This window comes from Aestuariibius insulae, from assembly GCF_040783535.2.
In the GTDB taxonomy this organism is placed as follows: Bacteria; Pseudomonadota; Alphaproteobacteria; order Rhodobacterales; family Rhodobacteraceae; genus Aestuariibius; species Aestuariibius insulae.
In genome coordinates this window covers 1,099,750-1,122,088 of sequence record NZ_JBFONW020000001.1, presented here as the reverse complement: position 1 = coordinate 1,122,088, position 22,339 = coordinate 1,099,750, and the positions used below count along the sequence as shown (strand labels likewise).

At 64.3% G+C, this 22,339-nt stretch carries 18 protein-coding genes; 9 read left to right on the top strand and 9 right to left on the bottom strand.

The window, feature by feature from the left end:
* Window positions 1-103 precede the first annotated feature (103 nt).
* The gene (locus AAD018_RS05480; RefSeq protein ID WP_367313134.1) at window positions 104-2,380 is read right to left on the bottom strand and encodes an adenosylcobalamin-dependent ribonucleoside-diphosphate reductase; all 2,277 of its coding nucleotides are present in this window, start codon (window positions 2,378-2,380) and stop codon (window positions 104-106) included.
* A gap of 113 nt (window positions 2,381-2,493) precedes the next feature.
* Between AAD018_RS05480 and AAD018_RS05475 the strand changes: the two genes are divergently transcribed.
* Window positions 2,494-2,925 (top strand): DUF1489 family protein, encoded by a 432-nt coding sequence (locus AAD018_RS05475; RefSeq protein WP_367313135.1) that lies wholly within the window; start codon window positions 2,494-2,496, stop codon window positions 2,923-2,925.
* A 37-nt stretch (window positions 2,926-2,962) separates the two neighbouring features.
* Here the strand turns inward: AAD018_RS05475 and hisG are convergent, their stop codons facing one another.
* Genes hisG through hisS form a run of 3 tightly spaced genes read right to left on the bottom strand, consistent with a single transcriptional unit; the run spans window position 2,963 to window position 6,172 of the window.
* Window positions 2,963-3,655 carry an ATP phosphoribosyltransferase gene (gene hisG / locus AAD018_RS05470; RefSeq protein ID WP_367313136.1) on the bottom strand — a complete coding sequence of 231 codons (693 nt, stop codon included), beginning with the start codon at window positions 3,653-3,655 and terminating at the stop codon, window positions 2,963-2,965.
* Window positions 3,652-4,686 carry an ATP phosphoribosyltransferase regulatory subunit gene (locus tag AAD018_RS05465; RefSeq protein WP_367313137.1) on the bottom strand — a complete coding sequence of 345 codons (1,035 nt, stop codon included), beginning with the start codon at window positions 4,684-4,686 and terminating at the stop codon, window positions 3,652-3,654. Before AAD018_RS05465 ends, hisG begins: the two co-directional genes overlap by 4 nt.
* Window position 4,687: 1 nt before the next feature.
* Window positions 4,688-6,172: a histidine--tRNA ligase gene (hisS, locus tag AAD018_RS05460; RefSeq protein WP_367313138.1), complete on the bottom strand. Its 1,485-nt coding sequence runs from the start codon at window positions 6,170-6,172 to the stop codon at window positions 4,688-4,690.
* 102 nt (window positions 6,173-6,274) lie between these two features.
* On the opposite strand from hisS, the gene AAD018_RS05455 reads away from it, so the two are divergent.
* Entirely contained in the window at window positions 6,275-6,481 is a 207-nt protein-coding gene (locus AAD018_RS05455) for a SlyX family protein (RefSeq protein ID WP_367313139.1), read from the top strand.
* 4 nt (window positions 6,482-6,485) lie between these two features.
* On the opposite strand, the gene AAD018_RS05450 is transcribed toward AAD018_RS05455, so the two are convergent.
* The 5 genes from AAD018_RS05450 to AAD018_RS05430 all read right to left on the bottom strand — a co-directional run bounded on the left by AAD018_RS05450 (window position 6,486) and on the right by AAD018_RS05430 (window position 12,356).
* Window positions 6,486-6,647: a hypothetical protein gene (locus tag AAD018_RS05450; protein ID WP_367313140.1), complete on the bottom strand. Its 162-nt coding sequence runs from the start codon at window positions 6,645-6,647 to the stop codon at window positions 6,486-6,488.
* 45 nt (window positions 6,648-6,692) lie between these two features.
* The gene (locus tag AAD018_RS05445) at window positions 6,693-7,271 is read right to left on the bottom strand and encodes a hypothetical protein (protein WP_367313141.1); all 579 of its coding nucleotides are present in this window, start codon (window positions 7,269-7,271) and stop codon (window positions 6,693-6,695) included.
* Window positions 7,272-7,644: 373 nt separating this feature from the next.
* On the bottom strand, window positions 7,645-8,307 hold the full coding sequence (locus AAD018_RS05440; protein WP_367313142.1) for a hypothetical protein: 663 nt from the start codon (window positions 8,305-8,307) through the stop codon (window positions 7,645-7,647).
* Window positions 8,308-8,433: 126 nt separating this feature from the next.
* A complete protein-coding gene (gene dnaE / locus AAD018_RS05435) occupies window positions 8,434-11,922 on the bottom strand; it encodes a DNA polymerase III subunit alpha (protein ID WP_367313143.1) in 3,489 nt (1,162 codons plus the stop codon).
* 71 nt (window positions 11,923-11,993) lie between these two features.
* Window positions 11,994-12,356 carry a VOC family protein gene (locus AAD018_RS05430; protein ID WP_367313144.1) on the bottom strand — a complete coding sequence of 121 codons (363 nt, stop codon included), beginning with the start codon at window positions 12,354-12,356 and terminating at the stop codon, window positions 11,994-11,996.
* 204 nt (window positions 12,357-12,560) lie between these two features.
* Here AAD018_RS05430 and AAD018_RS05425 point away from each other — a divergent pair, with 204 nt between their 5' ends.
* The 7 genes from AAD018_RS05425 to AAD018_RS05395 all read left to right on the top strand — a co-directional run bounded on the left by AAD018_RS05425 (window position 12,561) and on the right by AAD018_RS05395 (window position 22,315).
* Window positions 12,561-13,259 (top strand): hypothetical protein, encoded by a 699-nt coding sequence (locus tag AAD018_RS05425; RefSeq protein ID WP_367313145.1) that lies wholly within the window; start codon window positions 12,561-12,563, stop codon window positions 13,257-13,259.
* Window positions 13,260-13,482: 223 nt separating this feature from the next.
* Window positions 13,483-15,003, top strand: coding sequence for a xanthine dehydrogenase small subunit (xdhA, locus tag AAD018_RS05420; protein ID WP_367313146.1), 1,521 nt, complete (start codon window positions 13,483-13,485; stop codon window positions 15,001-15,003).
* Window positions 15,000-17,453, top strand: coding sequence for a xanthine dehydrogenase molybdopterin binding subunit (gene xdhB / locus AAD018_RS05415; RefSeq protein WP_367313147.1), 2,454 nt, complete (start codon window positions 15,000-15,002; stop codon window positions 17,451-17,453). The genes xdhA and xdhB overlap by 4 nt, the downstream gene beginning before the upstream one ends.
* The gene (gene xdhC / locus AAD018_RS05410; protein WP_367313148.1) at window positions 17,450-18,370 is read left to right on the top strand and encodes a xanthine dehydrogenase accessory protein XdhC; all 921 of its coding nucleotides are present in this window, start codon (window positions 17,450-17,452) and stop codon (window positions 18,368-18,370) included. Before xdhB ends, xdhC begins: the two co-directional genes overlap by 4 nt.
* The gene (locus tag AAD018_RS05405) at window positions 18,367-19,878 is read left to right on the top strand and encodes an ABC transporter ATP-binding protein (RefSeq protein WP_412005181.1); all 1,512 of its coding nucleotides are present in this window, start codon (window positions 18,367-18,369) and stop codon (window positions 19,876-19,878) included. The genes xdhC and AAD018_RS05405 overlap by 4 nt, the downstream gene beginning before the upstream one ends.
* 412 nt (window positions 19,879-20,290) lie before the next feature.
* On the top strand, window positions 20,291-21,400 hold the full coding sequence (locus tag AAD018_RS05400; RefSeq protein ID WP_367313149.1) for an ABC transporter permease: 1,110 nt from the start codon (window positions 20,291-20,293) through the stop codon (window positions 21,398-21,400).
* Window positions 21,401-22,315 (top strand): ABC transporter permease, encoded by a 915-nt coding sequence (locus AAD018_RS05395; protein WP_367313150.1) that lies wholly within the window; start codon window positions 21,401-21,403, stop codon window positions 22,313-22,315. It abuts the gene before it with no gap.
* Window positions 22,316-22,339 lie beyond the last annotated feature (24 nt).

Genomic DNA, 22,339 nt, shown 5'->3' with positions numbered 1-22,339 from the left:
CGTTTTCACCGACTAAATACCGACGCGATACCGACTGGATACCGCACCCCCATTTGGGCGATTAACCAGAATCACTCAGAGGTTTTCGCCCGAATGAAACCCACTATCCGCATTTTGAAAATCCACAACTCACGCAAGTCGAACAGCCTTCCACCATCCTCAGATCAAAGCTCCCGCAAGACGCACAAGCCGCCCCGCGGGGCTGGCCCGCAGCCTCTGCCTGCGGATCCGATTTCAGCCCCAGCCCTTCCCCCTCGAGAAAGCCGATCGCTACCATATGTTGTTCTATCACCCCCCCGATAGCGGCAAGTATTGAGGGAATGTAGCGCCCTTTTATCCAGGCCCCGCCTCGCGGATCAAAGACCGCCTTCAGCTCTTCGACGACAAAACTGACATCCCCGCCCCGCCGGAACACCGCCGAAATCATCCGCGTCAGGGCAACGGTCCAGGCAAAATGCTCCATGTTCTTGGAGTTGATGAACACCTCAAACGGCCTGCGCCGCCCGTTCAGAATGACATCATTGATCGTGATGTAAATTGCATGCTCGCTATCGGGCCATTTCAGCTTATACGTATTCCCCTCCAAAGCCGCCGGCCGATCCAGCGGCTCGGACATATAGACAACCTCGCCGCCCATCTCCGCCTGATCGCGCTCAGGCGGAGCAACCTCTTCTGGTTTGCTTTCCGATACCGTCAAGACGGACCCTGTCACCGCATTTGGCCGATAGGTCGTGCAGCCTTTGCAGCCCTGATCCCATGCGGCCATGTAGACATCCTTGAAGTCGTCAAAGGAGATGTCCTCGGGACAGTTGATTGTCTTTGAAATACTGGAATCGACCCATTTCTGGGCGGCCGCCTGCATCCGGACGTGATCGAGCGGGGCAAGGGTCTGAGCATTGACGAAATGATCCGGCAATTCGGCATCCGCGCCGTGCGTGTCGCGGTAGAGCTGTACCGCGTAGTCGACGACCTCTTCCTCTGTCCGGGAGCCGTCCTTTTGCAGGACCTTGCGTGTATAGCTGTAGGCGAAGACCGGTTCGATCCCGGAGGAGACGTTGCCGGCGTAAAGGCTGATCGTCCCCGTAGGAGCGATGGAGGTCAAAAGCGCGTTGCGAATACCATGCTCGGCGATCGCCGCGCGTACGTCCTCATCCATGTGCTCCAACGATCCGCTATCCAGAAAGGGCTCGGCCTCGAACAGGGGAAAGGCGCCTTTTTCCCGTGCCAGATGCGCTGAGGCCAGGCACGCGGCGCGGGCGATCCGGTGCATCCAACGCTCAGTTTGACGCGCCGCCTCTTCGGATCCATAGCGCAGACCGAGCATCAAAAGCGCATCGGCAAGGCCCGTGACGCCAAGGCCGATCCGGCGCTTGTTGCTTGCCTCCTCCTGCTGCTGGGGGAGCGGGAAACGAGAAGCATCGACGACATTGTCCATCATACGCACAGCGGTCGCGACAAGATCATCAAGCACGTCGTGGTCGATCTCGGCGCCGTCTTCGAATGGGTCCGAGACCAGCCGCGCGAGGTTGATCGAGCCAAGCAGGCAGGCGCCGTAGGGCGGCAAAGGTTGCTCGCCGCAGGGATTGGTCGCCGCAATGGTCTCGGCGTAACGTAGGTTGTTCATCCGGTTGATGCGGTCGATGAAGATCACACCGGGTTCAGCATAGTCGTAGGTCGACTGCATGATACGGTCCCACAGGAGCCGCGCCTTTAAGGTTTTGTAAACCTTTCCGTCAAAAACGAGATCCCAATCGGCATCGGCCTTCACCGCCTCCATGAACGGATCCGTGACTAGCACCGATACATTGAAATTTCGTAAACGTTGCGGATCGGATTTCGCGGTGATGAAGTCCTCGATATCCGGGTGGTCACAGCGCATCGTGGCCATCATCGCGCCGCGCCTCGCGCCTGCGGACATGATCGTGCGGCACATTGCATCCCAGACATCCATGAACGACAGCGGCCCCGAGGCGTCAGCGGCCACGCCGTGGACGGCCGCGCCCTTTGGACGGATGGTCGAGAAATCATAGCCGATGCCCCCGCCCTGCTGCATGGTCAGCGCGGCCTCTTTCAGCCCGTCGAAGATGCCCGCCATCGTGTCGGGGATCGTGCCCATCACGAAACAGTTGAAAAGCGTCACCGACCGTTCGGTGCCCGCCCCTGCCGTGATGCGACCGGCGGGCAGGAACTTGAAATCCTCCAGCGCCGCGTAGAATTTCGGTTGCCAGTCGGAGGGATCAGCCTCGACCTCCGCCAGAGCGGTCGCAATCCGGTTCCAGGTATCCTCAACGGTCTCGTCATGGGCCGTGCCATCTGCGCCCTTGAACCGGTATTTCATGTCCCAGATGGTCTCGGAAATGGGCGCGGCGAAACGGCTCATGGGCAGGCTCCTGACAGACGGCGGGGCGACCAGCATTACGGTCTGCGACCCTTTGGGTCAATTGTGAACATCGAGGGAATCGGATTATGTTAGCCTCGATATATGGGGTCTCCATGACAGATTTTATCCACATGCAGAAGCTTTCGGTCGGATCCGAGAGCGTCGAAAGCCTGATCGACTGGCAGCAAAACCGTTCGAAACAGCGGATCGACGGACGCTACTACCATCAAACGCGAATGTGGCCCAAGCGGGTGGACGAGATCCTGGCGGGCGGGTCGATCTACTGGGTGATTGCCGGTGTGATGCAGGCCCGCCAGAGGATTATCAGCTTTGAGCCTATGATCGGGGCGGATGGGATTAGCCGCTGCGCGATCATGCTCGACGATGAGATCGTCCGCACCGAAGCGGTGCTGCGGCGGCCCTTCCAGGGATGGAGATATCTCAAACCCGAAGACGCGCCTCGCGATCTGCCCAAGGGACGCGACGCGGAGGCCGGGATACCGCCCTCGCTGAGCGCCGCGCTGGCCGAGATCGGGGTACGCTGACGGGGAGGCCCCGGCTCGAGGCCGGGGCGCGTCTGCGCTAAAGCCCGAGCTTGACGCGGAATCGGTCGAGGGCGGCTTGCTCCTCGTCCGACAGCATTGCGGTGAGGCTGCGCCAGAGGGTGGCCTGACTTTGCAGGATGGGCGGCTCGTCCAGCGGGCGCAGGTGGTTGGCGGTCAGTGTTTCCCCGGTCGAGGTGATATCGGCAATCGCCTCTGCCGTTTCCGCCGCCACGGTGCCTTCGGTTGCGCCTTGGCTGTCGACGATCTGGTAATCGGCTACGCCCTGCTCTTTCAGCCAGGCGCGGGTTAGACGGTGATATTTCGTCGCAATCCTAAGCCGGTGTCCATGGGCTGCGCGGAACTGGGCGGCCACGGCATCCAGATCATGCGCCGTTCGCACATCGGTCCAGGCCATTGGAACGGCGAGGATTAGATCGGCCTGGCCGAAGCCGAGCTTGGCCTCTTCGGCGACGAAAGCCTCGACCGGGGCAAGGCGTTCGTGGATCAGATCGGTGCCGGTCACGCCGAAATGAAGCCGTCCACGCGCAAGCTCGCGCGGGATTTCCGAGGCCGAGAGCAGGAGCAGATCCAGCCCCTCTATGCCAACGGCGCGAGCGGCATATTCCCGATCGGCGCCGGTTTTCTCAAGCGTGATGCCGCGGGTTGGGAACCAGTCCATCGTATCCGCCATCAGACGGCCCTTGGACGGAATGCCGAGTTTGAGCGTCATCGCGCTGCCTCCAGGGCAAGATCGGGGCGAATGACCCCGCCAACGGCAGGCAGCGCCCTGCCCCGTCCAAGAAGCCGGGTGAGCGCATCATAGCGTCCGCCGGTAGCGACAGGCTGATGGCCTGGCCCAGGCGCGAGGCCGAAGACAAACCCATCGTAATACTCCAGCAGCGTGCGGCCGAAGGTGGTCTGGAACGGCAGACAGGTGGGATCGACACCAAGAGCGGCGAGCGCGTCAAGGCGCGCCTCCAGCCGGTCGGCGGCGGGGGCCAGATGCGGTGTGCGGTTCGCCAGATGACGCAGGGCCGCAAGCGCTGCCGGAGATGTGTCGCGCAAGGCGAGGATGGCATCGAGAGTGCTGCGGTCCTGCGGCGTAAGCGCGGGCGTTTGGGCCTCTTCGGCAAGCGCGGCATGACGCGCGTCGATCTCGGCTGCGCTACGCTTGCCGATCAGGGGGGCCTCGGACCGGATCGCCTCTCTGGCGGGGGTTTCGGCGCTGTATCGGGCTAGAAGCGCCCGGAAGCGGGCGGGCCGCCAGATATGCCGCTTGAGCGCCTGTTTGCGTGCGTCTGTCGTCGCCAATCCGTCAATGGCGGCGGTCAGGATCCCGAGATCCCCGGTCGACGGCGTCAGCGGGCCAAGCGCGTCACGGATCGTCGCGAAGGCCTCGGCATCGGCCTGGGCCGGGTCGGATCCATCGAAGATCTCGAACCCGATCTGAAGGTATTCGGTAGGCCGGTCCGGGTGATCTTCCTGACGGCGGAAGACCTCTCCGGCATAGGCATAGCGCGCGGGATCGGCGCCGTTCTCCATATGCCACTGCACGAGCGGGACGGTGAAATCGGGCCGCAGCATCATCTCGCCCCGCTGGGGATCCTGCGTGGTGTAGGCGCGGGCGCGGATATCCTCTCCATACAGATCAAGGAGCGTCTCGGCGGGTTGCAGGATACCCGTCTCGAAAGGTTGAGCGCCCTGGCTAGTGAAATGCGCGAGAAGGCGCGCGGCTTCGGCGCGGATAGCGGGGACGGTCATGTCAGCTGTGCCGTGCAAGAATCTTCTGGATTTGCGCAACAAGATCCGTTCGAGGCACCTCGATCTGGGATGGATTGTCCTTCCATTCCTCCAGCGTCGCCGTCTCCGAGAGTTCGGCGCCGAGGATGAGGTCCTTGATCTGGACGACGCCCCGCGCGGCCTCGTCCTCGCCTTGGATGATGGCGGCGGGACTCTTGCGTTTATCGGCGTATTTCAGCTGGTTTCCGAAGTTCTTGGGATTGCCGAGATAGAGCTCAGCGCGGATGCCTGCGGTTCGCAGCTCGGTGACCATGGTTTGATAGTCAGCCAGGCGGTTCCGGTCCATGACGGTGACGACGACCGGGCCTTGGACCTTAGCCTCTGTGCCGCCCGTCGCATGCAGCGCGGCGAGCAGACGGTCGACGCCGATGGAAATGCCCGTGGCGGGAACGGCCTGACCGGTGAACCGTTTGACCAGATCGTCATAGCGCCCGCCGCCCGCGACAGAACCGAACTGGCGGGGTTGTCCTTTTTCGTCAGTGACTTCGAAGGTCAGCTCGGCCTCGTAGACGGGACCGGTGTAGTAGCCAAGGCCGCGGACAGTGGCGGGGTCGATGAGGATGCGGTCTGGCCCGTAGCCCTGAGCCTCGAGAAGCGTCGCGATCTGGGCGAGTTCTTCCACGCCGTCGAGACCAATCTGGGAGGTGCCGACGATCTCGCGGAGGCGGGCGACCGTGTCCGCTCCGGTGTCGCGGCGCGCATCCATGAAAGCCATGATGGTATCGGTCTGGTCCGGCAACAGTCCGGCTCCCTTAGTGAAATCGCCGCTCTCGTCCTTGCGGCCTTCGCTGAGCAGGGCGCGGACTCCGTCCGGGCCAAGGCGGTCGAGCTTGTCGATGGCGCGCAAGACGATGCCGCGTTCGGTCTCGTGACTTTCGGACAGACCCGCCGCCTCCATCACGCCGTTCAGGACCTTGCGGTTGTTGATGCGGATCACGTATTGCCCGCCCAGCCCAAGAGCCTCGAGCGTGTCGGCGAGCATGGCGCAGATCTCGGCGTCGGCGGCCATTGAGGCCGTGCCGACGGTATCCGCATCACATTGATAGAACTGGCGAAACCGGCCCGGCCCCGGCTTTTCGTTGCGCCAGACCGGGCCCATCGCGAAGCGGCGGTACGGGGTCGGCAAGTCATTACGGTGTTGGGCGTAGACGCGCGCCAGCGGGGCCGTCAGATCGTAGCGGAGGGCAAGCCAGTCGCCGTCCTCCTCGCCCGGTTCCTGGAAGGCGAAGATGCCCGCGTTGGGGCGATCTACGTCGGGCAAAAAGGAGCCCAGGGCCTCGACCGTCTCGATCGCGGGGCTTTCGAGGGCATCAAAACCGTAGCGGTGGTAGACCTCGGCGATAGTGCGCAGCATGTCGGTCCGGGCCGTGACCTCGGCGCCGAAATAGTCGCGCAGACCGCGCGGGTTGGCCGCTTTGGGGCGGGGCTGTTTCTTGACTTTGGCCATCGGGATGCCTTCCGGATCGTGCGCGAGCCGTCTAGCGTGGGGTGTCGCGCGGGGCAACAGTTGCCGCACGGCTTATGGGGCGACGCAGTGTAAGGTGCTGAAATGACATCGGATCTGGTAAAACTCGAAGAGCGGATCGCGGAGCTGTCCAAGGTGACCGACGATCTGAGCGAAATCGTCGCCCGGCAGGATGCCGAGATCGCCGTCTTGCAGCGGCGGGTGCAGATGCTGATGGAGCGGGAGGCCGGACGGGAAGCCGAGGGCGGTGGAGGCGTCGTTCTGGGGGACGAGCGTCCGCCGCATTACTGAAGGATCAGTCGCGGCGATCCGTTTCGTCTTCGGAGTTTTCCAGAATGATTTCAGACTCTTCCGTGGGCTTGTCCGGACGGCGCGCGATCCGGGACTTGGCCGTCAGATAGAGGACGGCGACGGCGACCACTCCGATAAGAAGCGCGATGAGTACGATGTCTGTCATACCGGAACCCTCCTACCCGACCGTGTCATATTGATGGCCTAGCCCCTAATTCTCAAGGGAGGCAGCGATCAGGTTTCGGTTATGTACGAGGAATTCCGCCCAGCTCTCGTTGGTGCCGAAGCGCTGGTAAGCGATGAAGAACGCCATCTGTTTTTCTAGCCGTGACAAGCGGTTACCGCAAGGTTTGCCTTTACCCGCACCGCAGGTCGCGCGCTTGATCCGCTCGTAGGCGGTATCGGTCGGGCTGTAGGCAACGGAGGCCGGAGTGGCTTCGTAACGGACGAATTCGTGGCCTCCGGGAGTGCCTGTCGTGACAAGGGCGGCCATGAATTGGCGGGGACAATTATCGGCAAATCCGGTCAGGAAAAACGGGCGCATCTGGGTGCTTTGGGGGTTGCTGTCATAGAGCGTAACCCCTTGGCGTGTATCGGGAAAACGGCCGACCTTCTCAGCCCCGCGGGTGACGTCGACGCCGCATCTGCGCGCCATCTGGCCGAAAGCCGGAGCGGTTCCCGGCGGCAGGTCGATGCTATCGGCGCCCTGAGAGGCGCGCGTGACATCGGCGGCAGGATCGCACGCAGCGAGAAAGCCCAGCAAAAGCAGGGTCATGAGAGATCTGATCATGTCGGTCGTCCAGCAAGAACAATGCGCTTTGATACCGCGCCGGGACAGGACTGACCATTGCGACGCAGCGGCGCGGGGCGGGGATCGGCGGAGCGGCGCTGTCCTTTTATACCGATCCGGATGCAGCGGATTATCAGGCGTCGGGGTAATCTGCGCGAATCACCCTTAATTGCAGGGCCTTGCGACAAAACGCCTGTTCGGTATCCGGTCGGTATTACGTCGGTATCCGGTCGGTGGATTTTCGCAAAGGTCCCGGGTTAACGGATCGGACGATGGTTCGTCGTGCAACATTCTCGATTTCACGGAAACAATGGTGCGGATTGGGTCAGAATTGTCCAACTCGCCATTGGACGAGCCAACCTACCCGTCTGCCTCAGGCGGAAGAGCGCAGCTCTGGCGGGATCATCAGGTTGCTTTGGCGCAGCGCGACGGTGAGCAGATCATCGACATCCGAGAAGACCTGACTGACGCGGGCGCGGCCTCCGGGATCGAAGATGAAGTGGTATTCGAGCGATCCCGTGATGTGATCGATGCGGACGAGATCGGACCAGCGATATTCTGTTCTGCGGAGCGTCCAGCCTATGACCGAGACGGCATAATCGTCATAGGCGACGCGGGCGCGCAGGAGCCAAATGAAGATATAGCTGAAGAGGCCTGCAAAGGCGTATCCGACCCAGCGGATGGGTTTGTCCGGGAGAGTGAGTGCGACCCAGAGGAAGAGCGAGACCAGCGCCAGGCAGGAAATCGTTCCGATCCAGAATGCTCCGGGTTTGAGAAAGAGGGTCTTCTTGCCCGCGATGACCTGCTCTTTGCGGTCGCGGCCACGGAAAGCGAGCCAGGTGATGACCGTGATCAGGAGCACGTTTGCGGCAATCGGCAGGACGATCTGAAGGCCGATAGAGCGCCAGATCTCTCCGTTCGAGAGCAGATCCTGAACCCGCGTTTGGATCGCTGGGCGGCCCAAAGAGAGCCAGCCAAGGACCGCGAGGGCTGCCAGGCAGATGGCCCAGAGGGCCAGATTCAGGGATTTACGCATTGGTTGTCTTTCGAGGCTCTTTCCACTCTTTCTCAGCGGGAAAAACCAATGAAGTCCAGCGCGAGCGCATGGGTCCGCCGACACCTGTGGCGTTCGTGTTTGGTGCGCGATCGGGCTTGGCTGGTTCTACGCGTCCTCGACCGCGACGACGCCAGGGAGCGATTTGACGGCGCCCTTGATCTGGGGCGTGACGGGGAAATCGCGGCCGGTTTCGATCTCAACCTCTCCGGGAAGAGTGTCATCCATCAGCACGAGGATGATCGGGCCCTTGCCTGCGCGTTTGATGGTCTGTGCGGCATCCTCGAGGACGCGGGCGATGGTCGGGACCGCTTCGGGGTTGTCGATGAAGACGCGCAGGCCGCTGCTGCCCGCTTCGGCAACGGCAGTGTCGATGGGCGAGACGGAGCGGCCGAGGAGCTTGAGTTGCTCGGCCTCCATCGTCGCCTCGACCTGCAGGACGACCTGCGCGCCGGTCTCTAGGTAGTGACGAGCAGCCTCCAGCGTGTCGGAGAACATGGTGACTTCGTATTGGCCGGTCGGGTCGGAGAGCTGGACGAAGGCGAAGCGGTTGCCGCGGGCCGACTTGCGTTCCTGCCGGCCGGCGACGGTTCCGGCCATCTTGACGATCGCGGGGCCTTTTTCGGCGCGTTTGGTGACCTCGTCGAGCGTCATAACCTGCTTGCGCTTGAGTGGCGCCATGTAGTCATCGAGCGGATGGCCGGAGAGGTAGAAGCCGATGGCCTGGAATTCCTCGGCCAGCCGTTCGGCGGGGAGCCAGTCCTGCACGGGGGAGAGGCGCGGCTCTGGCAGGTCATCGCCCGCCTCGCCGAAGAGGGAGGTCTGGTTTGAGCCACGCTGGTCGTGGATGGCCGCCGAATAGCCGGTGAGCGCGTCGAGGCTGTCGAAGATGCGGCGGCGGTTGGGGTCGAGCTGGTCGAAGGCCCCTGCCCGCGCCAGCATCTCGAGCGGGCGCTTGCCGACGCGTTTGAGCTCGACGCGGCGGGCGAGGTCGTAGACGTTGACGAAGGGCTTCTCGCCTCTTGCTTCGGTGATGAGGCGCATCGCCTCGACCCCGACATTCTTGAGCGCGCCGAGGGCATAGATAAGCTGGCCGTCCCGGACGGCGAAGGTCGCGTCGGAGCGGTTGAGGCAAGGTGGCTGCCACGGCAGGCCGAGGCCCTTTTTGACCTCCTGGAAATAGACGGCGAGCTTGTCGGTCAGGTGGATGTCGCAGTTCATGACGCCAGCCATGAACTCCACGGGATGGTTCGCCTTGAGCCACGCGGTCTGGTAGCTGACGACAGCATAGGCGGCGGCGTGGGATTTGTTGAAGCCGTAGTTGGCGAACTTGTCGAGGAGGTTCCAGACCTCCATCGCCTTCTTCTCGTCCACGCCGTTGTCCTTGGCACCCTTGAGGAATTTCGGGCGCTCGGCGTCCATCGCCTCCTGGATCTTCTTGCCCATGGCGCGGCGGAGCATGTCGGCGCCGCCAAGGCTATAGCCCGCCATGTCCTGCGCGATCTGCATCACCTGTTCCTGGTAGACGATGATGCCCTGGGTTTCGTCGAGGATGTGATCGACAAGGGGATGGAGCTTTTCGCGGTCCGAGATCCCGTTCTTGACCTCGCAGAACTTCGGGATGTTCTCCATCGGGCCGGGACGGTAGAGCGCGACGAGGGCGATGATGTCTTCGATACAGTCTGGCTTCATCCGGCGCAGGGCGTCCATCATGCCCGAGCTTTCTACCTGGAAGACGGCGACGGTCTTGGCGGCGGCATAGAGCTTGTAGCTGGCCTCGTCATCGAGGGGGATCGCGCCAATGTCGTTTTCAGTGCCGGGGGCGGGCCCGTAAAGCTCGGTGCCCTCTGCGGAGCGGTGGATGGGGCGGGTCGCTGTGATCAGATCGACGGCGTTCTGGATGACGGTGAGGGTCTTGAGGCCAAGGAAGTCGAATTTGACGAGGCCCGCCTGTTCGACCCATTTCATGTTGAACTGGGTGGCGGGCATGTCCGAGCGCGGGTCCTGGTAGAGCGGGACCAGCTTGTCGAGCGGGCGGTCGCCGATGACGACACCGGCGGCATGGGTGGAAGCGTTGCGGAGCAGCCCCTCGAGCTGCTGGGCGTAGGTAAGAAGGCGGGCGACGACCTCTTCGGACTTCGCCTCTTCACGCAGGCGGGGTTCGTCGGCGAGGGCCTTTTCGATCGAGACGGGTTTGACGCCTTCGACCGGGATCATCTTGGAGAGGCGGTCGACCTGACCGTAGGGCATTTGCAGGACGCGGCCCACATCGCGGACGGCGGCCTTAGAGAGGAGAGCGCCGAAGGTGATGATCTGGCCGACCTTGTCGCGGCCGTATTTTTGCTGGACGTAGCGGATGACCTCCTCGCGGCGGTCCATGCAGAAGTCGATGTCGAAATCGGGCATCGACACCCGTTCGGGATTGAGGAAGCGTTCGAAGAGAAGCGAATAGCGCAAGGGGTCAAGATCGGTGATCGTCAGCGCATAGGCGACAAGCGAGCCCGCGCCGGAGCCGCGCCCGGGGCCGACGGGGATGTCGTGATCCTTGGCCCATTTGATGAAGTCGGCGACGATCAGGAAGTAGCCGGGAAAGCCCATGCCTTCGATGATCTTCAGCTCGAAATCGAGGCGCTTTTCGTAGTCTTCCACGGGCGCGGCATGGGGGATGACGGCGAGACGGTCCTTGAGGCCCGCCTCGGCCTGGCGGCGCAGCTCCTCGACCTCGTCATCGGCGAATTTGGGCAGGATCGGATCGCGTTTATAGGCCTTGAAGGCGCAGCGTCTGGCGATCTCGACCGTGTTTTCGAGCGCTTCGGGCAAGTCAGCGAAGAGGGTGGCCATCTCCTGCTGGGACTTGAAGTAATGCTGGGGCGTCAGGCGGCGGCGCGGCTCGTTCTGGTCGACATAGGCGCCGTCCGCGATGCACAAAAGTGCGTCATGCGCCTCGAAAAGTTCGGTCTTGGGGAAGTGGACGTCGTTGGTGGCGACGATAGGCAGGTCCATCGCATAGGCCATGTCGAGATGGCCGCGTTCGGTCGGCTCTGGCGCGGCGTCCTCGCCCGGATGGCGCTGAAGCTCGACATAAAGGCGGCTTGGATAGATCGCGGCGAGGCGGGTCATCAGGGCCTGCGCCTTAGCGGTCTGGCCGAGAGCCAGCAGGCGGCCCGTGGGGCCGTCCGGGCCGCCGGTCAGCGCGATCAGGCCGTCGCTATGGGCCGCCAGTTCGTCCAGCGTGACCTGGGGCAGCTCTCCGCCCGCATCGAGATAGGCGCAGGAATTGAGCGCCATGAGGTTTTCGTAGCCGGTTTCGTTCTGGGCGAGGAGCACGATGGCGGCGGGCGGCTCGGGCTGCTTGCCGGGATCGGTGTCCAGATAGGCGACATCAATCTGGCAGCCGATGATCGGTTGGACCCCAGCCTTGACCGCACCTTCGGAGAATTCCAGCGCGCAGAAAAGGTTGTTGCTGTCGGTGACGGCGACGGCTGGCATGTCGCTTGCGGCAGCCAGTCCGGGCAGTTTTTTGACCGGGACGGCCCCTTCGAGCAGCGAATATTCGGTGTGACAGCGCAGGTGGATGAATCGGGGGGTGTCGGCCATGGCACCACAATATGTGGTGTTGCGCGGTCTGGAAAGCGAAGGCTGCGGGTTGTCCACAAGAAATCCGCGCGTCAGCCAGGCTGGATGAATTCCAGACGGTTGCGGAATGGGTCGCTGGCGTAAAAGCGGGTGAGACCGGGCAGTGCGGAGATCTCGGTGACCTCAACCTCGGCGGCGGCGAGCCGGGTCCTGAGGGCGATGAGATCCTGGACCGTAAAGGCGGGATGCGCCTTGCGGGCTGGGTTGAAGGGCGTCTCGATCCCGAGATGGAGCCTGAGGGTGCCGGTCTCGAACCAGAGGCCGCCGCGACCCGCCAGTTCTTGCGGTTTGGGAACGACAGTCAGGCCCAGAAGATCGCCGTAGAAGGCGCGCGCCCGATCCTCGGCACCATACGGGATGGCGAGCTGGACGTGATGGAGACCGAGAAGGGACATGGGGCCGTGCTGCTGCAGTGGACGCGCCGCGGCGTCCGGTTTCTTGTTCTATAGCAAAGGTGCGGCGACCAGGGCAGGTCGACCGCCGCCGTCCTTCAGCGCGGACTGGCAATCGTTGGCGCGTAGCTGCGCCAGGCAGGGCAGCCATTTCGGTTTTCGATACCAGCTGATAGGTACTGTAGCGCATCTGGAGTCTGTATTGTCATGACATTGAACGAAAGCGACATTGATGCCCGCTCGGCTGCGACCCGCTGTTCTTCCTGCGGAGTGTATCGCAACGAGGGTGACCGATGCGACTATTGCGGCGCTCTTTATCTTGACAGGATTGCGGCGCGTCCAGAGATCGGCAAGCGCCGTTCGCTCGGTGAAAAGTACAAGGTCGACAGGACTGGCAAGGATCTCAGGATCACGTGGAACTGGAGAAATGGAACGATCTGGTTTCTTATCCCCTTCTTCATCTTCTGGAACTCTATTGCGATGTCCTTTGTGCAGGCAGGTGACTTTCTTTCGGACCCTCTTTCTGCCTTTCCGATACCGGGGATACATCTAATCTTCGGGGTGCTCGGGATCGGTTATGTCATGGTTTCGTTGATCAACAGAACGACGATCCTTGCAAAGGATGATGTTCTGTCCTTGAGGCATCATCCAATCCCTTGGCCGGGGAATGTGACCTTTGAAAAGGACGACATCGAGAGCCTTTTCGTGTCGAAGACCCAACGATCCAGCAAGAAAAACAGTTGGAATGTTCCGGTTCTGCAACTCGTGACAAAAGCGGGGCTCAGATATGAGCTGCTTAAAGGAAAGACCGAGGTCGAATTCGCCGATTTCGAGTCCCTCAGACTTCATCTTCTGGAAGCGCTGCATCTTGAGCCCAAAGACATGATCGGTGCCATTCCGGAGTGAGTAAGGCAGACGGGCGGCTCTGCGCTGCCCCTTGCCCGGCAGCCTGCCCGATCGCCCGAAAACAAGGCAGAGATGCCCTGACTACATAGGCCAAGGCACCCGGGGGCTTGTCAAAGTCGGGCGGGCGGGCTTTGATCCTTCCCCGCATGGGGGCCCAGCGTCTACGCCGCATCGACGCCGGGCCAGATCCCTTTACCCAAAGTAAGGCGGCGGGTTTATCGCGATGGAGGTCTCCTTTCGGCTGAACGGAGAAGATGTGCGGGTCCGGGTGGGTCCGACTGTGACGCTGCTTGATTGGCTGCGCGAGGCGCGCGGGCTGACGGGTACGAAGGAAGGCTGCAACGAGGGCGATTGCGGCGCCTGTTCGGTCATGGTGGTCCGGGACGGAGAGGCGGCCGCTTTGAATGCCTGCATTCTCTTCATGGGGCAGCTGGAGGGCTGTTCGGTTCGGACGGTGGAAGGCATCGCGGGGCCCAGCGGGGCGCTGCACCCGGTTCAGGCGGCAATGGTGGAGCATCATGGGTCGCAATGCGGGTTCTGCACGCCGGGCTTCGTGGTGACGATGGCGGTGGCGCATCTGAACGGGCAGCGCGATCATGAGGATCAGATCGCGGGGAACCTCTGCCGCTGCACAGGCTATGCACCGATCCTGCGGGCGGCGGAGGCCTGCGAGGATCAGCCGGTGCCTGATTGGCTGGCCAAGGAGATCCGCGCGGACGCCCCTGCGGGGGGCGGGATGTGGCAGGCAGGCGTGTCTTCCGGGGACCAGGCCGCCGGGATGGTTCGCGCGGAGGGCGGTGTTTCGGACCTGCGGTCCCCAGCCTCCGGCGGGAGTATTTTTGGCCAGATGAAGGGGATCGGCGCGGCTCAGGCGGTGCGGCCGTCCTCGCCGGATGAGCTGGCGGAGTGGTATGCGGCGCATCCGGAGGCCACGTTGATCGCGGGGGCGACAGATGTGGGGCTGTGGGTGACGAAGGGGCTTCGCGATCTTGGAGAGGTCTGTTTTCTGGGCGGATGCGAGGATCTGAAGGCGATTGAGGTCGGGCCGGAGCGGGTGCGGATCGGGGCGTTGGCGACGGTCGAGGCGGTGCGGGAGGCTGTGGTCGAGCTGCATCCGTCCTTTGCCGAGATGCTGCGGCGCTACGGGTCGGTTCAGGTGCGGCAAGCGGCGACGCTGGGGGGCAATATTGCCAATGGCTCCCCCATCGGGGACGGGCCGCCGGCGCTGATTGCCCTGGGGGCGGTGCTACATCTGCGGCGGGGCGATGTGCGGCGGGAGATGCCGCTGGAGGAGTTCTTTATCGAGTATGGCAAGCAGGACCGGTTGCCGGGCGAATTTGTCGAGGCGGTGAGCTTTGACCGGCAGGTGGACCGGCTGAGGTGCTATAAGCTGAGTAAGCGGTTCGATCAGGATATCTCGGCGGTGTGCGGGTGTCTGTCGGTGTCGGTTGCCGATGGGGTGATCGGGTCGGCACGGGTCGCGTTCGGCGGGATGGCCGGGGTGCCGAAGCGGGCGGCGGCGGTCGAGGCGGCGTTGGTCGGGGCGCGCTGGTGTCGGGAGAGCTTTGACCTGGCAGCGGAGGCGGTGGCGGAGGATTTTGCGCCGCTCAGCGATATGCGGGCCTCGGCGGCGTATCGACTGGAGGCGGCGCGGGGGATGACCCGGCGGTATTTTGAGGATCTGGAGGGCGGCGCGGTGTCGGTTCTGGACGTTGCTCCGGCGGCGCGGGAGGCGGCAGAATGAAGGACGAAGCTGCGGTGACGGGCGCTGTCGGGCGCGGGCTGGCGCATGACAGTGCGCGGCTGCATGTGACGGGGGCGGCGCGCTATGTGGACGATGTGCCGATGCCCGCGGGGTGCCTGTCGCTTGCCTTCGGGTTGAGCGAGGTGGCGCGCGGGCGGATCCTGGCGATGGATCTGGAGGCGGTGCGGGCGGCGCCGGGGGTGGTCGCGGTGATGGTCGCTGCAGATCTCCCGGGGGCCAATGACGTCTCTCCGTCTGCGCATGACGAGCCGCTTCTGGCGGAGGGCGAGGTCTTTTATGCCGGGCAGCCGCTCTTTCTGGTGGCGGCCGAGAGCCATCTGGCGGCGCGGGCAGCGGTGCGGCGGGCCTTGGTGAAGATCGAGGCGATGGAGCCGATCCTGACCGTGGAGCAGGCGCTGGCGGCGGAGAGCCGGTTCGAGGATGGGCCGCGGGTTTACTCCAAAGGCGATGTGGAGGCGGCGCTGGAGGAGGCGGCGCATGTGATCGAGGGCCGGGTCGAGATCGGCGGGCAGGAGCATTTCTATCTGGAGGGTCAGGCGGCGCTCGCTTTGCCGCAGGAGGATGGCGGGGTCGTGGTGCAGTCGTCGACGCAGCATCCGACGGAGATCCAGCACAAGGTGGCAGAGGCGTTGGGGCTGGCGATGCATGACGTGCGCGTCGAGGTGCGGCGGATGGGTGGCGGCTTTGGCGGCAAGGAGAGCCAGGGCAACGCGCTCGCCGTCGCCTGCGCCGTGATCGCGGCACGGACCGGGCGGCCCGCCAAGATGCGCTATGACCGGGATGACGACATGATCGTGACCGGCAAGCGGCACGATATCCGGGTGGAGTATCGCGCGGGCTTTGATGCGCGCGGGCGGATCCTTGGGGTGGATTTCACGCATTACATGCGCTGCGGCTGGGCGCAGGATCTGTCCTTGCCGGTGGCGGACCGGGCGATGCTGCATGCGGACAATGCCTATCTGCTGCCGGCCACGCGGATCACCTCGCACCGGCTGAAGACACATACGCAATCGGCGACGGCGTTCCGGGGATTTGGCGGACCGCAGGGCATGGCGGGGATCGAGCGGGTGATGGACCACGCGGCCCATGTGCTGGGGGTGGATCCAGCGGAGTTGCGGCAGCGGAATTACTATGCGGAGAGCGCCGGGGGACCAGCCCCCCGGACCCCCCGGAGTATTTCGGGCCAGATGAAGAGAGATCCGCGCGACGTGGAGATCGCGGTTTCGGGAGATGCAGCCTCGCGGGGGGCTGTGGGTGCGGTGCCGTCGGAGCGCGGGGGGGGCGTGCCTTCGGGCGGGGAGAATACGACGCCTTACGGAATGAAGGTGAAGGATTTCGAGTTGGGCGCGATGACGGAACGGCTTTTGGAGACGTCGGATTATGCGGCGCGGCGGGCGGAGATTGCGCGCTGGAATGCGGCGAACAGGGTCCTGAAGCGGGGGATCGCCTTTTCGCCGGTGAAGTTCGGGATCTCGTTCACGCTGACGCATCTTAATCAGGCCGGAGCCCTGGTCCATGTCTATCAGGACGGGACCATCGCCATGAACCATGGCGGGACCGAGATGGGACAGGGATTGTTCCAGAAGGTCGCTCAGGTGGCCGCCGCGCGGTTCGGGGTGGAGCCGGAGGTGGTGCGGATCACGGCGACGGATACGGGCAAGGTGCCCAATACCTCGGCGACCGCGGCCTCGTCGGGATCGGATCTGAACGGGATGGCCGTGAAGGCCGCCTGCGACACGATCCGGGAGCGGATGGCGGAATGCCTTGCGGGGCTGTTTAAGGCGCGGCCATCGGAGGTGGTGTTCGCGGATGGCCTCGTGCGGGTCGGGGCGGAAGAGATGAGCTTTGCCTCAGCCGCCAAGCTGGTGTACGAGAACCGGGTGAGCCTGTCGGCGACGGGGTTTTACAAGACGCCCGAGATCCGCTGGGACAGGATCAAGGGTCAGGGGCGACCGTTCTTTTACTTTGCCCATGGCTGCGCCGTCAGCGAGGTTGTGATCGACACGCTGACCGGAGAGAACCGGATCCTGCGCGCCGATATCCTGCATGATTGCGGTGCGTCGCTGAACCCGGCTTTGGATATCGGGCAGATCGAGGGCGGCTTCGTGCAGGGCGCGGGCTGGCTGACCACCGAGGAGCTGGTCTGGGATGGCGAGGGTCGGCTGCGGACCCATGCGCCGGCGACCTACAAGATCCCCTGCGCCTCGGATGCGCCGGATGTGTTCAATGTCGCGCTTTGGGACGGGGAGAACCGGGAGGAGACGATCTATCGCTCCAAGGCGGTGGGCGAGCCGCCCTTCATGCTGGGGATTTCGGTCTGGCTGGCGCTCAGCGATGCGGTCGCGGCCTGCGGGCCGGGCTATCCGGCGCTGGATGCGCCCGCGACGGCGGAGCGGGTTCTGGCCGCGGTGCGGCGGGTGCAGGCGTGAGTTTCGATCTCGAGGCGCTGCGCGCGGCGGTGGCTTTGCATGGATCGATCGCGCGGGTCGTCGTGGCCGCCACGCGCGGGTCGGTGCCGCGCGAGGTCGGGGCGGCGATGCTGGTCTGGGAGGGCGGGCAGTCGGGGACGATCGGGGGCGGCGCACTGGAATATCAGGCGGCGCAGGCGGCCTTGGGCGGGCGCACGGGGATCAGCCGCCATCCGCTTGGGCCTGCTTTGGGGCAGTGCTGCGGCGGGGCGGTGACGCTGGTGACGGAGCTTTGGGATGCGGCGTTGATCGCGGGGATCGAAGGGACGATTGTCGCGCGGGATCTAAGCGGGCGCGGCGAGACGCTGGCGGTGCGGCGCGTTCTGGACCGGCCGCGCGGGCGCGGCGAGGTGGTGCCGGTTCTCATTGATGGCTGGATGATCGAGCCGGTGACGGCCCCGGTGCGGGAGCTTTGGATCTGGGGCGCGGGGCATGTGGGCCGGGCGATCGTTCAGGTGCTGAGCCCCCTGCCCGGCTTGCGGATCGTCTGGGTGGATACTCGGCTGGAGCGGTTCCCGGATTGCGTACCGGAGGGGGTAAGCGTGCTGGCGGCGGTGCAGCCGGAAGATCTGGTTGAACGGGCGCCGCGGGATGCGGAGCATCTGGTGCTGACCTTCTCCCATGCGCTGGATCTGGAGCTGTGCCACCGGCTGCTGGAGCGCGGCTTTGGGCGCTGCGGGCTGATTGGGTCGGCGACGAAATGGGCGCGGTTCCGGTCGCGGCTGGCGGGGCTGGGCCATTCGGCGGAGACGATTGCGCGGATCGACTGTCCGATCGGGGATCCGTCTTTGGGCAAGCATCCGCAGCAGATCGCGATCGGTGTGGCGGGTGCGATGCTGACCGCGCCTCGCGTGGATCTAAGGGAGAAGCAGGCGTGACGCTGTTCAAGGCGGAGGGGCTGAGCAAGGCCTATGGGCCGGTTCGGGCGAACGACGATATCGGCTTCGAGGTCGCGGCGGGCGAGGTGCATGCGCTTTTGGGCGAGAACGGCGCGGGCAAGTCGACTTTGGTCAAGATGATCTACGGGCTGGTCGCGCCGGATGCGGGGCGGATGGAGATGGCGGGGTCGCCTTATGCGCCCGAGGATCCCAATGCCGCGCGCGATGCGGGCGTGGCGATGGTGTTCCAGCATTTCTCGTTGTTCGATGCGCTTGATGTCGCGGAAAATATCGCGCTGGGGATGGCCGATCCGCCGCCGCAGCGGGCGCTGGCGGCGCGGATCCGGGAGGTAAGCGAGGCCTACGGTCTGCCTCTCGATCCCGGGCGGGCGGTCGGGGATCTCTCGGCGGGGGAACGGCAGCGGGTCGAAATCGTGCGCTGCCTTTTGCAGGCTCCGAAGCTTTTGATCATGGACGAGCCGACCAGCGTTCTGACGCCGCAGGAGGTGGAGATCCTGTTTGCTACCCTGCGCAAGGTCAGCGCGGAGGGGACGGCAATCCTTTATATCTCGCACAAGCTGGAGGAGATCCGGAGCCTGTGCGATGGCGCGACGATCCTGCGGCAGGGGCGCGTTGTGGCGCGCTGCGATCCGCGCGCGCGCACGGCGCGGGAGCTGGCGGAGCTGATGGTTGGAGAGATGCTGGAGCCGCCTGCGCGCGAGCGGCACGCGGCCGGGGACGTCGTGCTGGTGCTGGACGGGCTGTCGGCGCCTGCGCGGACGGCGTTCGGCACGCGGCTCGAGGGGATTTCATTGGAGGTGCGGCGCGGCGAGGTGCTGGGGATCGGAGGCGTGGCCGGGAACGGGCAGGACGAGCTTTTGGCGGCGCTCTCGGGTGAGATGAAGGTCGCGCCGGGGATGGTCCGGTTCGGGGATCGGCCGGTAGGTGCCCTGGGGCCGGAGGCGCGACGGCGGCTGGGGCTGCTTTGTGCGCCCGAGGAGCGGCTGGGCCATGCGGCGGCGCCCGCGATGAGCCTGACGGAGAATGCGCTTCTGTCGGGGATGACGCGCAAGGGGCTGGCGCGGAACGGATTTCTGCGTTGGGGCGCGGCAAGGGGATTTGCCGAGGAGGTGATCGACGCCTTCGATGTGCGCGTTCCGGGTCCGGGGAGCGCGGCGCAGGCCCTGTCGGGGGGCAATCTGCAGAAGTTCGTCATCGGGCGGGAGGTTCTGCAGGCGCCCGAGGTGCTGGTGGTCAATCAGCCGACCTGGGGCGTGGATGCGAAGGCGGCGGCGCAGATCCGGCAGGCGCTTCTGGATCTGGCAGCGGGCGGGGCCGCTGTGGTGGCGATCTCGCAGGATCTCGATGAGTTGATGGAAATTTCGGACCGGTTCGCGGCGCTCAACCAAGGGCGGCTGAGCGCTCCACGGCCTGCGGAGGGGCTGACCGTTGAGGAGATCGGCCTGATGCTGGGCGGGGCGCATGATATGGATGTGGCGCATGTGTGAGAGCGTGGAATTTGCATATTTTCGACAAGATGAAGATCAGTGGAGCGAGAGGGCGGCCTGAGGGCGCGCGTTAAGGTTAATGGGCGTTAAGGTTAACGGCTTGGGTGGTGGCTCTTTTAGTGGAGGGAGCGGTTTGTCATCGTAGTTTGACCGTTTCGACGGAGGGTTGCGGGTTTGCCTCTGATCGGACGGTTTGCTCCTAGAGAGGGGATCGTCCTTTACGAGAGGCGCGACGCTTTCTTGAGCCGTCTTGAGGCGCTTTTCTCGGGCGGGATCGCTTTGCCGCAGGTCGCGGTTGGCGAATCCTCTTGTCGGTGATTTGCTGTGGCGCGGCCCTTGGGGGCGAAAGGACGGTTTGGCTCGTGACGATGAAGTGCCGGTTTGGGATACGGCCCCTTTCGGGAGGGCGCGCGTGATTTCGCTGCAGCGGCGGGCGGCTCCGTCGCGGGCTATGGCGTTTGCGACGCCGGTTCTGGCGGTCCTTGCGACCATGGTGGCGGGCGGGCTGATGTTCGCGCTGCTGGGCAAGGATCCTGTGGCAGCGATCCGGGTGATCTTTTGGGAGCCGCTTTTCGGGGAGTTTGCCTTTTATTATCGCCCGCAGCTTCTGGTGAAGGGCGCGCCGCTGGTTCTGATCGCGATCGGGCTAGCTTTGGGCTTTCGAGCGGGGATCTGGAATATCGGCGCGGAAGGCCAGTATATCATGGGCGCGCTGTGCGGAGCGGCGGCGGGGCTGGCGCTTTATCCGGCGGAGACGCGCTGGATCTTCCCGCTGATGGTGCTCTGCGGGGCGCTGGGCGGGCTGCTTTGGGCGATGATCCCGGCGCTTCTTCGGGTGCGGTTCGGGACGAACGAGATCCTCGTGTCGCTGATGCTGGTCTATGTGGCCGAGCGGCTTTTGAGCGCGATGGCGCTGGGCGCCTTGCGCAATCCCGAAGGCAGGGGCTTTCCGGGATCGCGGAACCTGTCGCAATGGGACGCTTCGGCAAATCCCGAGCTGATCGCCGGGACCGGCATGCATTGGGGCGTGGTTGCCGCGCTGATCGCAGTGATCTTCGCCTATGTGCTGCTCGAGCGGCACGTACTGGGCTTTCATATCCGCCTGTCAGGAGAGGCGCCGAAGGCGGCACGGTTCGCAGGCGTCGTGCCGGGGCGGCTGGTGGTTTTGTGTCTGGGGATCTCGGGAGCGCTTGCCGGGCTGGCGGGGACTTTTGAAGTGACGGGACCGGCCGGGCAGATCACCATCAGTTTCAACACCGGATACGGGTTCACGGCGATCATCGTGGCCTTTCTCGGGCGGCTCCATCCGGTGGGGATCCTGCTGGCGGGCTTGTTGATGGCGCTGACCTATATCGGCGGAGAGATCGCGCAGTCGCAGCTTGGCCTGCCGGGAGCGGCGATCTCGATGTTCCAGGGGATGCTGCTGTTCTTTTTGCTGGCGGTCGATGTGCTGACGCATTTCCGGCTGAAGTTCGGTCGCAGCGAGGCTACGCCTGCGCTGAGGACGGAGGCGGCGGAGTAGATGGATCTGTCGGCGATCAATCCCGTTCTTCTGGTCGCGTCGCTGATCGTGGCGGCGACGCCGCTGCTGTTCGCGGCCTTGGGCGAGCTTGTCGTGGAGCGGGCGGGCGTTCTGAACCTCGGGGTCGAGGGGATGATGATCACCGGCGCGATCTGCGGATTCATCGTCGGGGTCGAGAGCGGGAGCGCTTACCTGGGCTTTCTCGGCGCGGCTGTGGGCGGGGCGCTGCTCAGCCTGATCTTCGGGGTTCTGACGCAGTATCTGCTCAGCAATCAAGTGGCGACGGGGCTGGCGCTGACGCTGTTCGGGCTGGGTCTGAGCGCGTTGCTTGGGCAAGGCTATCAGGGGGTGAAGGGGCCGACGCCCGCGCGGCTCGATATTCCCGTCCTGAGGGATTTGCCGGTCGTGGGGCGGATCGTTTTCGGCCATGACCTGATGGTCTATGCGGGCCTCGCGCTGGTGGTCGCCGTCTGGTGGGTGCTGACGCGCAGCCGGGCCGGGCTGATCTTGCGCGCAGTGGGCGAGAACCACGATGCGGCCCATGCGCTGGGCTACAAGGTGGTGCGCGTGCGGCTGGCGGCGATTGCCTTTGGCGGGGCCTGTGCGGGGATCGGCGGGGCCTATCTGAGCCTTGTGCGCGTGCCGCAATGGACCGAAGGGATGACCGGCGGGGCGGGCTGGATCGCGCTGGCGATCGTGGTCTTTGCCGCTTGGAAGCCGTGGCGCGCTTTGCTGGGTGCCTGGCTTTTTGGCGGTGTGACGGTGCTGCAGCTCAATCTGCAGGCGGCGGGGATCGCGCTTCCGGTCGAGTATCTGTCGATGTCGCCCTACCTTGTCACCATTCTCGTCCTCGTCCTAATGTCCTCGGGTCGTGCGCCCGGCTCGCTGGGGCGTATCTTCCACAAGACGGGCTGAGCCCGCTACCAACAGGGGAAATTC

Coding starts and splice junctions, on each gene's coding strand:
- AAD018_RS05480 (WP_367313134.1), bottom strand. CDS start 2,380: ATGAGCCGTTTCGCCGCGCCCATTTCCGAGACCATCTGGGACATGAAA.
- AAD018_RS05475 (WP_367313135.1), top strand. CDS start 2,494: ATGACAGATTTTATCCACATGCAGAAGCTTTCGGTCGGATCCGAGAGC.
- hisG (WP_367313136.1), bottom strand. CDS start 3,655: ATGACGCTCAAACTCGGCATTCCGTCCAAGGGCCGTCTGATGGCGGAT.
- AAD018_RS05465 (WP_367313137.1), bottom strand. CDS start 4,686: ATGACCGTCCCCGCTATCCGCGCCGAAGCCGCGCGCCTTCTCGCGCAT.
- hisS (WP_367313138.1), bottom strand. CDS start 6,172: ATGGCCAAAGTCAAGAAACAGCCCCGCCCCAAAGCGGCCAACCCGCGC.
- AAD018_RS05455 (WP_367313139.1), top strand. CDS start 6,275: ATGACATCGGATCTGGTAAAACTCGAAGAGCGGATCGCGGAGCTGTCC.
- AAD018_RS05450 (WP_367313140.1), bottom strand. CDS start 6,647: ATGACAGACATCGTACTCATCGCGCTTCTTATCGGAGTGGTCGCCGTC.
- AAD018_RS05445 (WP_367313141.1), bottom strand. CDS start 7,271: ATGATCAGATCTCTCATGACCCTGCTTTTGCTGGGCTTTCTCGCTGCG.
- AAD018_RS05440 (WP_367313142.1), bottom strand. CDS start 8,307: ATGCGTAAATCCCTGAATCTGGCCCTCTGGGCCATCTGCCTGGCAGCC.
- dnaE (WP_367313143.1), bottom strand. CDS start 11,922: ATGGCCGACACCCCCCGATTCATCCACCTGCGCTGTCACACCGAATAT.
- AAD018_RS05430 (WP_367313144.1), bottom strand. CDS start 12,356: ATGTCCCTTCTCGGTCTCCATCACGTCCAGCTCGCCATCCCGTATGGT.
- AAD018_RS05425 (WP_367313145.1), top strand. CDS start 12,561: ATGACATTGAACGAAAGCGACATTGATGCCCGCTCGGCTGCGACCCGC.
- xdhA (WP_367313146.1), top strand. CDS start 13,483: ATGGAGGTCTCCTTTCGGCTGAACGGAGAAGATGTGCGGGTCCGGGTG.
- xdhB (WP_367313147.1), top strand. CDS start 15,000: ATGAAGGACGAAGCTGCGGTGACGGGCGCTGTCGGGCGCGGGCTGGCG.
- AAD018_RS05395 (WP_367313150.1), top strand. CDS start 21,401: ATGGATCTGTCGGCGATCAATCCCGTTCTTCTGGTCGCGTCGCTGATC.